Origin of the sequence: uncultured Sphingorhabdus sp. (genome assembly GCF_937872355.1) — a bacterium.
Lineage (GTDB): Bacteria > Pseudomonadota > Alphaproteobacteria > Sphingomonadales > Sphingomonadaceae > Sphingorhabdus_B.
The window spans coordinates 1-11,505 of record NZ_CALMSV010000174.1 but is presented as its reverse complement, the minus strand read 5'-3'; the positions used below and the strand labels follow the sequence as shown (position 1 = coordinate 11,505).

11 protein-coding genes are annotated in these 11,505 nt (G+C 59.5%); 2 read left to right on the top strand and 9 right to left on the bottom strand.

All coding sequences use genetic code 11. The features are described from left to right. Both Q0239_RS11505 and Q0239_RS11500 read right to left on the bottom strand, forming a co-directional pair. The coding region (locus tag Q0239_RS11505) for an ABC transporter permease (protein ID WP_367276093.1) at nt 1-1,207 on the bottom strand (1,207 nt) is incomplete at its 3' end. 11 nt (nt 1,208-1,218) lie between these two features. Continuing rightward, entirely contained in the window at nt 1,219-2,094 is an 876-nt protein-coding gene (locus Q0239_RS11500) for an ABC transporter ATP-binding protein (RefSeq protein WP_298602872.1), read from the bottom strand. Nucleotides 2,095-2,256: 162 nt separating this feature from the next. Between Q0239_RS11500 and parE the strand changes: the two genes are divergently transcribed. Next, the gene (parE, locus tag Q0239_RS11495; protein WP_298602870.1) at nt 2,257-4,245 is read left to right on the top strand and encodes a DNA topoisomerase IV subunit B; all 1,989 of its coding nucleotides are present in this window, start codon (nt 2,257-2,259) and stop codon (nt 4,243-4,245) included. A gap of 9 nt (nt 4,246-4,254) precedes the next feature. After that, entirely contained in the window at nt 4,255-5,568 is a 1,314-nt protein-coding gene (locus Q0239_RS11490) for a serine hydrolase (RefSeq protein WP_298602867.1), read from the top strand. Here Q0239_RS11490 and Q0239_RS11485 read toward each other — a convergent pair. The 7 genes from Q0239_RS11485 to Q0239_RS11455 form a co-directional block, all read right to left on the bottom strand. After that, nucleotides 5,565-6,479 carry a DUF2785 domain-containing protein gene (locus tag Q0239_RS11485; RefSeq protein WP_298602864.1) on the bottom strand — a complete coding sequence of 305 codons (915 nt, stop codon included), beginning with the start codon at nt 6,477-6,479 and terminating at the stop codon, nt 5,565-5,567. The genes Q0239_RS11490 and Q0239_RS11485 overlap by 4 nt on opposite strands. A gap of 12 nt (nt 6,480-6,491) precedes the next feature. After that, a complete protein-coding gene (locus tag Q0239_RS11480; protein ID WP_298602861.1) occupies nt 6,492-7,283 on the bottom strand; it encodes a LysR family transcriptional regulator in 792 nt (263 codons plus the stop codon). Then, complete coding sequence (apaG, locus tag Q0239_RS11475; protein WP_298602858.1) at nt 7,280-7,684, bottom strand: Co2+/Mg2+ efflux protein ApaG; 405 nt, start codon at nt 7,682-7,684, stop codon at nt 7,280-7,282. The genes Q0239_RS11480 and apaG overlap by 4 nt, the downstream gene beginning before the upstream one ends. After that, complete coding sequence (locus Q0239_RS11470; RefSeq protein WP_298602855.1) at nt 7,681-8,889, bottom strand: aminotransferase class I/II-fold pyridoxal phosphate-dependent enzyme; 1,209 nt, start codon at nt 8,887-8,889, stop codon at nt 7,681-7,683. The genes apaG and Q0239_RS11470 overlap by 4 nt, the downstream gene beginning before the upstream one ends. A gap of 26 nt (nt 8,890-8,915) precedes the next feature. Further along, entirely contained in the window at nt 8,916-9,962 is a 1,047-nt protein-coding gene (gene leuB, locus Q0239_RS11465; RefSeq protein ID WP_298602853.1) for a 3-isopropylmalate dehydrogenase, read from the bottom strand. 49 nt (nt 9,963-10,011) lie between these two features. Then, a complete protein-coding gene (locus Q0239_RS11460; protein WP_298602851.1) occupies nt 10,012-10,617 on the bottom strand; it encodes a recombination protein O N-terminal domain-containing protein in 606 nt (201 codons plus the stop codon). Between the two features lie 124 nt (nt 10,618-10,741). Continuing rightward, the coding region (locus tag Q0239_RS11455; RefSeq protein ID WP_298602849.1) for a phosphotransferase at nt 10,742-11,505 on the bottom strand (764 nt) is incomplete at its 5' end.

Below are 11,505 nucleotides of genomic sequence, written 5' to 3'. Positions count from 1 at the left end.
GGTTTGCCGCGGGGGTGGAATCGATGATTTCGCCGATTTTCCCATCGCGTTCACGCCAAACCAGTTCGCCTGCGTAGAACACCGCTATGATCAGCACGAACAGCGAAAATCCATCGGACACGCCTGTAATGATATTGGCAGTCAGCGGATGGGTCGGCGTATCGTAAAGCGTGTTGCTGAAATACAGGATCCCCCCTGCATTAATCACCGCAAGCAGGAGCAGCACGATCAACCCCGGGCTGCGGAGCACCTGCATGATTTCTGTTCGCAAGCGGACCATGAACATCGCGCGCGTTGCCGAGCCGCCGAAACGCTGGGTCGCACTGGCCAGCGCCAGCATGGACGGTGCATCGCCACTCTCCGAATCCTGCTGCCGCGCCAGCTTCTTCAGCCGCCTTTTGGAGGGTCCGCGTTCCTCCATTGAGAAACGCAAATAGGTAAGCGCAAGAAGAGCGACAGACAGCGTCAGCACAAATGCCCGGTTGAACAGCATGTTGCCATCCAGCGGCAACAGCTTCGAGTTCATTTCCGCTGCGGTCCAATATCGCGTTGCCTCTGAAAGCGCGCCAAAACCCAGCGGCTCCCAAAACGCGAGGGCTTGCCGATATTCGGGTAGCGGACCCAGCACCGAAGTGACGATCAGATAGCCCATGAAGAAGATGACGACGCCGACATAGCTCCACAGCATCGAGCGAGTGATGGTGGCAAGGCCGAACAGGAGGCTGCACATCAGGGTGATGTTAGGAATAGCCAGGATCAGATAGGGCCAAAGATAGTAAGACAGCACCTGCGGCCCTACAGTTTCGGGGTCGACCCAGGGCATGACTGATCCAAACGACATGCCAATCGGAACCGCAAAAAAGCCCAGCACCGCCACAAGCAGTCCACCTGCAAAACGGCCCAACACATAGTTGCGCTTGCCTATGGATGTGGCCTTGATAATCGGGCCAAAGCCTGTCGCATCGTCCCGAATAACCGCGTTGGCGGAGAAGGATGTGACGACAAACAGATAGAAGAGCGAGCTCAGCCCAATAAATGCCGCGATCGCGTAAGGTGCATTTTCCTTCACCGTCCCCGGGGTACCCATGCTGACATTTTCACTCGCAGTGACACCAAAGCCGAGCAGGAAGAAAAGCAGGAGTGAAACCCAGAAAACCGGGTTGCGCAGCTGATAACGCAATTCAAAGCGCGCGACGTTCAGGAGCATTTTTTCTCTCCTCAGGCTGCGCGGCGCAAATCGGCGAGTGTGGTGAAATAGACGTCCTCTAACCCGGCTTCGACTGCTTCGAAGCCTGCAGGTTGGCTGTCGGCGAGCACATGGATGATGGTGCGGCCCGCAAACAAGCGGCTGGAAATCACCTGATATTGCTCTTGATACGCCTCAAGCTCTTCGCGGCCGATGGTCTTCTTCCAAATGCGGCCCTTGGTCTGGGCAATCAGATCGAGCGGCGCGCCTTCCAGTTGCACCTTGCCGCCCGCCAGCACCGCCATGCGCGGGCATAGATCTGCGACATCATCGACGATATGTGTCGACAATATGATCACGACATTGTCGCTGATCCCTGCGAGCAGGTTGAGGAAACGGTTGCGTTCTTCTGGGTCGAGGCCGGCGGTCGGTTCATCGACGATGATCAGTTCGGGATTGCCAATCAACGCCTGCGCAATGCCGAAACGTTGGCGCATGCCACCCGAAAAACCGGCGATGAAATGACTGCGATGTTTCCACAAATTGGTCTGGTTGAGGAGGGTTTCCACCACCGCTTTGCGCTCACCCTTGTCGGCAATGCCCTTGAGCACTGCCATATGATCCAGCATGTCCATCGCGGTAACGCGCGGATAGACGCCAAAATCCTGCGGTAGATAGCCAAGTTTTTTGCGGAGTTCCTCTGGTTGGGCAAGTATATCAAGATCACCGAATTTGATTACGCCATCAGTCGGCGTCTGCAGCGTCGCGATTGTGCGCATCAGCGTCGATTTACCCGCGCCATTGGGGCCAAGCAGGCCATACATGCCGCGCGGGATCGATAAATTCACATTATCGAGTGCGCGCGTTCCGTTCGCATAGACATGGCTGACGCCGGTAATTTCGAGCATGGCTGGTCCTCCTGTATTGCCCGAATATGACAGTAAAGCCGCTGCTTTCAAAGAAAATTTGCCTTCGACGAGCAGCGCTTCACGCTCGACGGGGAACATTTCCACAACTGACGCACGTTCGGTAGTTGCACCGCTGACTCCCCCACGCCTATAGCGTCAGCCATGAGTGAAGACCTGTTCGGCGGAGCAATGCCCGCTGGTTCTGAATCTGGTGGTTATGATGCTTCAGCAATCGAGGTGCTTGAGGGGCTCGAGCCTGTCCGGCGGCGCCCGGGCATGTATATCGGCGGCACTGACGAACGCGCGCTGCACCATCTCGCCGCCGAAGTGCTCGACAACAGTATGGACGAAGCGGTTGCCGGCCATGCAACGCGTATCGAAATCGTCCTGGGAGTTGGCAACCGGCTGACCATCACCGACAACGGTCGCGGCATCCCGGTCGATCCGCACCCCAAATTCCCTGGCAAGTCGGCACTCGAGGTCATCATGACCACGCTCCATTCGGGCGGCAAGTTCGAAGGTAAGGCCTATGCCACATCGGGCGGCCTGCACGGCGTTGGCGTTTCGGTGGTCAACGCGCTGTCGACCGATACCGTGGTAGAAGTTGCGCGCAACAAGCAGCTTTACCGCCAGCGCTTCTCATGCGGGGCAGCGCTGGGCGGGCTTGAAGAACTGGGCCCCACGCCCAACCGGCGCGGTACGACCATTGCCTTCACGCCCGATCCGGAAATTTTCGGCGCCGATGCGAAGTTCAAACCCGCCCGTTTGTTCCGCCTCGCCCGTTCGAAGGCCTATCTCTTCGCGGGCGTGGAAATCCGTTGGAAATGCGATCCGGAGCTGGCGAGCGAGGATGTGCCGCAAGAGGCGGTTTTCCAGTTCCCCGGCGGGCTTGCCGATCACCTGAAGGAACAGCTTGGCAGCCGCAATTGCGTCACCAGCGAATTCTTCCACGGCAACCAGACCTTCCCTGACGAACAGGGCCGCGTCGAGTGGGCCGTGGCATGGCCGCTTTATTCGGACGGCAGCTATAGCTGGTATTGCAACACCATCCCGACCCCCGATGGCGGCACGCATGAAGCGGGTGTCCGCGCCGCGCTGACCAAGGGACTGCGAGCCTTTGGTGAGCTGGTAGGCAACAAAAAAGCGGCGCAGATTACCGCTGACGATATCTTCAATGAAGCAGAGCTGATGCTTTCGGTCTTCATCCGCAACCCGCAATTCCAGAGCCAGACCAAGGACCGGCTAACCTCACCAGAAGCCGCTCGGCTCGTCGAAAATGCGGTACGCGACCATTTCGACCATTTCCTCACCGACAATATGGAGCGCGGCAAGGCGATGCTGGGTTTCATCCTCGAAAAGGTTGAGGACCGGCTGAAGCGCAAGGCCGAGCGCGAGGTGAAACGCAAGACCGCCACAAGCGGCAAGAAGGTCCGCCTGCCCGGCAAGCTGACCGACTGTGCATCGGACGACCCGAATGGCACCGAATTGTTCATCGTCGAAGGCGACAGTGCGGGCGGCAGCGCCAAACAGGCGCGCGACCGCAAGACGCAGGCAATCCTTCCGATCCGCGGTAAAATCCTGAACGTCGCTTCGGCAACGATGGATAAAATCCGTGCCAATCAGGAAATCGCCGACCTCGGCCTCGCATTGGGTTGCGGAACGCGCAAGGATTGTGACCCGGACAATCTGCGCTACGACCGCATCATCATCATGACCGACGCAGATGTCGACGGCGCGCACATCGCGACACTGTTGATGACCTTTTTCTTCCAGGAAATGCCCGCCATTGTCGAGCGCGGCCATCTCTACCTCGCCCGTCCGCCGCTCTATCGCCTGACTGCGGGCAATCAGAGTGCTTATGCGCAGGACGATGCGCATCGTGCCGAACTGGAAGCTACCCAGTTCAAAGGCAAGAAGGTCGAGGTTGGACGCTTCAAGGGGCTGGGCGAGATGAACCCGGGCCAGTTGCGCGAAACCACGATGGATCCGAAAACCCGTTCGCTGATCCGCATCACCTTGCCGCATGAATATCAGAAACAGGCCGCGGTGAAGGAACGGGTCGATCAGTTGATGGGCAAAAGCCCCGAAGCCCGCTTCCGCTTCATCCAGGAACATGCGACAACGCTGGACGAAGAAGCCATCGACGCCTGAGGAGGATTTATGCGCAAGTTCCGGACCTTCGCCCTTCTGCTTGCCGTCCCTTTTTCGACTTTGACAGCTCCGGCATCGGCCGCCGAGCCAGCCTCGACCGCGCAGGCGACCGTCGCCTCCCCATTCGATCTGCGTACCGGACAACTGGTTGCCGTTCTCAATGGCGAAATGGCGGTTGAGGAATATTTCACGCCCAGCTTCCTTGCCGCAGTACCACCGGCACAATTCAAGGCGATTTCCGACAGTTTTACCGCGCAATATGGCAAGGCACTCACAATCGCCGCGAACCGGCGCAACGGGCCGAACAGCGCAACACTTCAAGTTGAGTATGAAAAAGCGATTGCAACCATAGATTTAACCGTCGAACCTTCGGCTCCACATAAAGTAGCCGGCCTTCTTGCGAAGGGCTTTGCCCTCAAGGGCGACAATATCGAAAAGATACAGGCTGACTTCAAGGCACTCCCCGGATCGAGTGGGTTCATCGTGAAAAAACTGGCCGACGACGGAGCCACGACATTACATGCGTTGAATGCCAACGGTCAGTTTGCCACCGGTTCGACGTTTAAGCTTTACGTCCTTGCCGAACTGGCCAGCCAGGTTGCTGCCGGGCAGCGTCGCTGGTCCGACGTCGTGCCTTTGGGCGTGCGCAACCACAGTTCGGCGGGCACGCAAAACTGGCCACTCGATACGCCCGTAACTTTGCAAACATTGGCGACTTGGATGATTTCGGTAAGCGACAATGCCGCAACCGATGCCCTGATGCGCGAACTGGGGCGCGATGCTGTCGAAGGCAAACTAGCGAGCATTGGTCATAGTGCGCCTGACAAGGCTTTGCCGATGCTGACCACAGTCGAGGCCTTTGCGCTCAAAAGCAATCAGGCGCTCCGCCAACGGTTTGAGAAAGCAACCGAGGCCGGGCAGCGCGAACTGCTGGCCAGCGAACGCGCTGCGCTTTCTTATGGCGCGATCGACATGTCGCAATTGGGATCAGGCCCGGTCGCCATTGAAAGCATCGAATGGTCCGCCTCGCCCGAAGACACAGCCTTGCTACTCAACAATCTGCGCCGGAGCAACAGCCAGACAGCGCGCGACGTGATGGCGGTGAACAGCGGCATTGGCCCTGCTGCAGCCGGAAAATGGCGCTATCTCGGCTATAAGGGTGGCTCTGAGCCGGGCGTAATCTCGATGAGTTGTCTGGCACAATCCAAGGCTGGCGAATGGTATGCGATTTCGGGAAGCTGGAATGATCCGGCGAAGGAAGTCGACAATAATGCATTTGCGCAACTGATGACCCGGCTGGTTGACAGCGTAGCTGGCAATTAGGGCAGCTTTTTAAGCGCTTCCATCGCATCGGCAGCCAGCGATTTCAGGGCAACAGCGCCACTGGCTTGCGCATTGACATATATGGCCGACAGAAAAGCTGTCACATTATGCCGTCGCGCCAGCCCTGCTTCGGACTGGAAGGCGTTGTCCCAACTGCCCAGCGCGCCCGGACCGGCAAATTGCGCGAGCCAAGCGGACCATTCCTGATCGGTAAACACACCGCGCTGCGCCATGAACAGGATCGGGCGCGCCAGTCGCTCCGGCTCACCGGTAATATAACTTGCACTCGCAGGCGCAACCTGCACCGCTATCGCATCGCGCATGCGGGCAAGATCCTCTTTGTCGACCGCCGGATTCAACGCCAACTGCATCATCAGGTCCGCCGTATGGGCAACCGCGTGGCGATAGCCGCCAACCTTGTCGAAGCCGCGAAAATCCTTGATTGATCGCATATAGTCGACCGCTGCACTGACCATTTGCGCCCGTTGTTCCGGCGTCATCCAGGCTTTTACCCGATCGGTGCGTGCGATTTCGGAGAGGTTTAACGCCGCAAACGACCGGCGGAATCCCGACTTGTCGGGCGCGACCAACTGTGCCTGCAGCTTTGCCGAAAGCTGCGCCAATGTAGCGTCGTTAATGAGGCCTTTGCGCAGAAAATACTGGGTCGCTTCGAAGGCAATTCCGTCGCGAATTTCCGGATCGGCCGCTCCATTGCAATCCGCAAGTGCAAGGACGAAGCGGTGGCGCTCGGCTTCGTCATCAATCTGCCATCCGGCACTTTTCAGCGCCTGAAGCGCCGCCTTATTTTTTCCAAGCGGGGCGCATGTCTCTGCTTTGGCTGCAAATGCCGCATCCGGCGAAGCGACAACGAACATGGAACATGCGAGCAAGGCCAAACCAATGGTTCGCATGCGATTCTCCATTTAACCGGTCAGTGCCTCGACCAGCGCCTTGACCTTTTTCTGCCGCCATTGCGGCAAGGGCGCGACCAGCCAGTAAGCGAGGCGATGCTCTTGTGCATTGTCCAATGCGCGCACACGTCCGGCAGCGAGATCGGCCTCGGCCAGCAGATGCGGGACGCAGGCCTTGCCCAGCCCGATCGCGGCGGCATCAATGGCAAGCCCTGCATCGCCCAGCCTCAGCGCTGGCGTGCCTTCTTCGAGCGGGCAACCCGGCCATCCAATCGGCGTTTCTGCCCCACCATCGGGAGCTGCGACCGAAACAAAGGCACCTGCCGCAAGCTGAACACCTTCATGCTCGCCCGGCCCGTCGGTTAGGCGAATGGCGAGGTCGAGATTGGCTTCGGTGAAGTCGATCTCGCTATCCGCAGCAATCAACGTGAACTGCAAATCGGGATTGTTTGCGCCATATTTGGCCAGCCGAGCCGTCAACCATTTGGCCGTAAAATCGCGCGGTGCCGCAATGGTGAGCGAGTTGGACGTCTGCCCGGACTGCATCGCGCGTACCGATTCCTCAAACTGCAGGAATCCAGCGCGTAGGGCATCGAGGCCCTTTTCGGCTTCGGGTGTCAGCTCTAGCCCCTTGGGCGTGCGGCGAAAGAGGACAACGCCGAGCATGTCCTCGAGTGCACGGATTTGCTGGCCGACCGCCGCTGGCGTGACTGCAAGCTCATCCGCCGCCTTGGTAAAGCTCAGGTGGCGCGCCGCGGCATCAAAAACGCGCAGGCCGTTCAGGGGAAGGTGCGTGCGCTTCATCGGGCGGTAGCGGGTGCGACCAGTTTGAAACGCGGAATTTCGACAAGGAAGGTCGATCCATCAGCTCGAATGAAGCGGTAATGGCCCTCCATAGTGCCTGATGGCGTCGGCAGCGGGCAGCCGGAAACATAATCATGGCTGCCACCCGGTTTCAGCAGAGGCTGTTCTCCGACCACCCCGTCGCCATCGACATGGTTCACCCCGCCATGACCATCAGTAATTTTCCAATGCCGCGTCAGCAACTGGACGGGATCGTCGCGGTGGTTTTCGATGCGGATATGGTAAGACCAAAACCAACGGTTCTGCGCAGGGCTCGACTGCTCATCAAGAAAATTGGTGACCACGCGGACGGTGACGCCCTCGGTCGTTGCATGTTCGTCAAAAAGCGCGTCGAGAATCAAAGGCCAACCTTCCGCAATGCCTGATCCAGATCATCTATCAGATCGAGCGGATCTTCCAGCCCGATATTGATGCGCAGCATGCCTTCTTCAACCCCCATGATTTCACGCTGCTCTGCAGAGACGCTATAATGGGTGGTTGAGGCGGGATGACAGCACAGGCTGCGGCTATCGCCGATATTATTTGATATATCGACCAGTTCGAGCGCGTTAAGCAACGCCATTGCCTGTTTGCGCCCACCATCAAGGACGAAACTGAAAATCGGCCCACAGGCCTTCATCTGGCTCATCGCCAGATTGTGTTGCGGGTGGCTGGCGAGCCCCGGATGGAGCATCTTGGGCACGCGGCCCTCAAGGAATTTGCCTACTGCCAGTGCATTTTCCGACTGCCGCATCGCGCGCAGTTCGAGCGTTTCGAGGCCCTTGTGCACCACCCAGGCGTTGAAGGGCGAACAATTGGGCCCGGTGTTGCGCTGGAAAGGCAGCAGCACGTCATTGATCCATTTTTCCGAACCGCAAACCGCGCCGGCAAGCACCCTGCCCTGCCCGTCCATCAGCTTGGTGGCGCTATAGGCGACAACATCGGCACCAAAATCCATCGGCCGCTGTAGCACGCTGGTGGCAAAGGCGTTATCGACCACCGAGGTTATGCCATGCTCCTTCGCCAGCCCGCAAACATAGGCCATGTCGACGATATCCATTGTCGGGTTGGCCGGAGTTTCGAAGAAGAAGACCTTGGTGTTCGGCTGGATCGCGGCTTTCCATGCATCATTGTCGCGCGCGTCGATGGTCGTGGTGGTGATGCCCCAGCGCGGCAGCAGGCTGTCGGTCAGCCAGCGGCACGACCCGAAGGCTGCGCGCGCGGCCACCACATGGTCGCCATGGCTCAATTGGCACAGCAAGGCGGTGGTCATTGCCGCCATACCCGTCGCCTGCATCCGGCACGCTTCTGCGCCTTCCATCAGCGCGATGCGTTCCTCTACCATCGCCACCGTCGGGTTTTGCAGGCGGCTATAGGTCATGCCCCGCTGCTCACCGGGAAAACGCGCGGCGACGGTTTCCGCATCGTCATAGGTATAGCCGGACGACAGGAACAGCGCCTCAGACGTCTCGCCATGCTCGCTACGCCAGGTGCCGCCCCGCACGGCCTGTGTGGCAGGCTGCCATTTGGAGGTGATTTCGCGATTGAGGCCGGTGGTTTTCTTCATGGGTCGCTTTTCGGCTGGAGTAAGCTTCAGGTCAATGCCGCCAAAACAGCATCACCCATTTCGCGGGTGCTATGACTGCCGCCCAGATCGGGTGAACGCGCGCCAGCGGCAAGTGCTGCCGCGACCGCCGCCTCAATGCGATCGGCGGCTTCGGGTTGCCCCAGCGAGTAACGCAGCATCATGGCTGCCGAAAGGATTGTCGCCAGCGGATTGGCTTTGCCTTGCCCGGCAATGTCGGGGGCGCTGCCGTGGATCGGTTCGTACAGCCCCTTCTGGTCGATATTGAGCGTGGCGCTGGGCAGCATGCCGATCGAACCTGCGCACATGCTTGCCTGATCGGAAAGTATATCGCCGAACAGGTTTCCGGTGACGATAACATCAAACTGCCCGGGATTGCGCACCAACTGCATCGCCGCATTGTCGACATACATATGGCTAAGCGCCACTTCGGGATAGTCCGTCGCAGTTTCAATCACCACATCGCGCCAGAGCTGGCTGGTTTCAAGGACATTGGCCTTGTCGACCGAACACAGCTTTTTGCCGCGCGCCATTGCCGTCTCAAATCCGACACGCGCGATGCGGCGCACTTCGTCTTCATTGTAAGACATGATGTCATAGCCTTCGCGCTTGCCATCGGCGGTTTTGCGCATGCCCTTTTCACCGAAATACACGTCGCCATTGGTTTCGCGGACGATCACCATGTCGATCTGGCTCGCTACTTCGGGGCGAAGCGCTGATGCATCTGCGAGTTCGGGGAACAGTTTGGCGGGGCGCAAATTGGCGAACAGTGCCAATTCCTTGCGCAGCCCGAGAATGGCCTGTTCGGGGCGCAAATAGCGCTCGAGCGCATCGCAATCGGGATCGCCAACAGCTCCGAACAATATCGCATCGGCACGCTTTGCGAGATCGAGTGTGGCTTGTGGCAAGGGATGCCCGACAGCCTTGTAAGCCGCCCCACCCACCAGCGCCTTTTCGAAAACCAGCCCAGGCAGCGACAGCGCCTCCAGTACGCGGCGTGCTTCGGCAATAACTTCGGGACCGATCCCGTCTCCGGGCAACAAGGCAATGAGCATGCGAGACTCCGATAAAGGGCTGCGCTGCCCCTAGCCTTCGCGTGACTGGTTAGGCAACCGCCCTTTTCAGCCGGTCGACAAGCCTTTCACGCGCGGCCATTATATCGGCGCGCTTTTCTCCCAGAACATGCAGGAGTAACGCCTCGCGTTGCGATGCCATGGCCTTGAGCGCCGCGGCTGTTCCCTCGCCAGCAACCAGGTCTTCACCCCCATAGCCCAACTCGGACAACAGCAGCGCTTCGTAGCGCGCCATCGAGGGTGCCCAGCCGCGCGCTGCGGGAGCGAGTTCGACCGCTGCCAGCAAGCCATCGAGCGCCGAAAACAGCCGCGGATAGGGATAGGCTTCAGGGACGGCGCTGGCGGTCAGCGTGCAGGCCCATTCGATTGCCGCCGCCGCCAGCGGTTCACCCAACAAATGCGCGCGGCTGTGCACCGGCTCCACCGAAAGCGATGCCAGTTGGCCAACGACACGCGCCCGCCATTCGCCTTTGACAACATTTCCGGGAATAAGCACCGGCCGCAGCACCCTCCCGCGCGCGCCCTGCACATAACCGGCGAGCAAACCGTGCTCCTCGGTCATGCAGCGCACAATCGCCCCGACCTCGCCATGCGGGCGGACGGCGCAGACTATCGCCTGACCCGCGCTGTACTGCATCTCAACCCTTCAACCAGCGTGCTTTGGCAGCGGCAAGCGAGGCATATTTGGGGCTGTCATTGGCAAGTTTGGCCAGCATGGTTGCGCGCAATTTGGGCAGCAGACCCGGGGTGGTCAACGATGCCTAGCCTGCCATCAGATCGGCCGAAAGCGCCGCATCATGCGGATCGACGGAGTTCTCCGCTTCACGGATCAACATGCCGAGCGCGTTCATCGCCACCGCCGCCATGAATTTTTCACGCCCTGTCGTCTTTGCTTTCACGCCCACATCGACCCATTCACGGATCGCCTCGAGCAGTTCGACCGCAGAGGGCTCACCCGCGCGGCGTGGGGGAGCGACCGTCGGTAGTTCAATCCGCTCACGTTCTGCTTCTGGTGCATCGTCCTCGAGCAGAAGTAGCAGATCGACCTCATTCTCGCTCGTACGACGGCCAATGACCGCGCGTTCGAGGTTGCGGTCTGCGCCCAGCCGCCAAATCTCGGCCATCTGCATACAGCCCAAAGCCCACCACAGCGTGCGATAGACCAGCCAGAAACGGAACCGAGCGCGATCGACCTTGCCCCCGCCCGAAGCCTCATAGGAAGCGAATAAGGTATCAAGGTCGCTGGCACCAAATGCGGGCTTATCGAAATGGCCGAAGCGCCAGACGGCCATGCAGCCATAGGCCAGATCTTCATGGGCATCGCCCCAGTGCGCCAATTCCCAATCGAGAACAGCAGCAAGGCCATTTGCATCGGCCATCACATTGCCCATGCGGAAATCGCCATGCACCAGCACCGGCTCGACCGGCGGGGGCAGAATGTCCCCCCCCCCACCCCGCCCCCCCGCCACAACAGGGCCGGCACCCCCCCAAATAAAGAAGCGCGCCTCCCGTTTCCCCAGCGCGG

Bases quoted from the DNA above. Each gene is read 5' to 3' on its own strand.
- Q0239_RS11500 (WP_298602872.1), bottom strand. From the start codon at position 2,094: ATGCTCGAAATTACCGGCGTCAGCCATGTCTATGCGAACGGAACGCGC.
- parE (WP_298602870.1), top strand. From the start codon at position 2,257: ATGAGTGAAGACCTGTTCGGCGGAGCAATGCCCGCTGGTTCTGAATCT.
- Q0239_RS11490 (WP_298602867.1), top strand. From the start codon at position 4,255: ATGCGCAAGTTCCGGACCTTCGCCCTTCTGCTTGCCGTCCCTTTTTCG.
- Q0239_RS11485 (WP_298602864.1), bottom strand. From the start codon at position 6,479: ATGCGAACCATTGGTTTGGCCTTGCTCGCATGTTCCATGTTCGTTGTC.
- Q0239_RS11480 (WP_298602861.1), bottom strand. From the start codon at position 7,283: ATGAAGCGCACGCACCTTCCCCTGAACGGCCTGCGCGTTTTTGATGCC.
- Q0239_RS11470 (WP_298602855.1), bottom strand. From the start codon at position 8,889: ATGAAGAAAACCACCGGCCTCAATCGCGAAATCACCTCCAAATGGCAG.
- leuB (WP_298602853.1), bottom strand. From the start codon at position 9,962: ATGCTCATTGCCTTGTTGCCCGGAGACGGGATCGGTCCCGAAGTTATT.
- Q0239_RS11460 (WP_298602851.1), bottom strand. From the start codon at position 10,617: ATGCAGTACAGCGCGGGTCAGGCGATAGTCTGCGCCGTCCGCCCGCAT.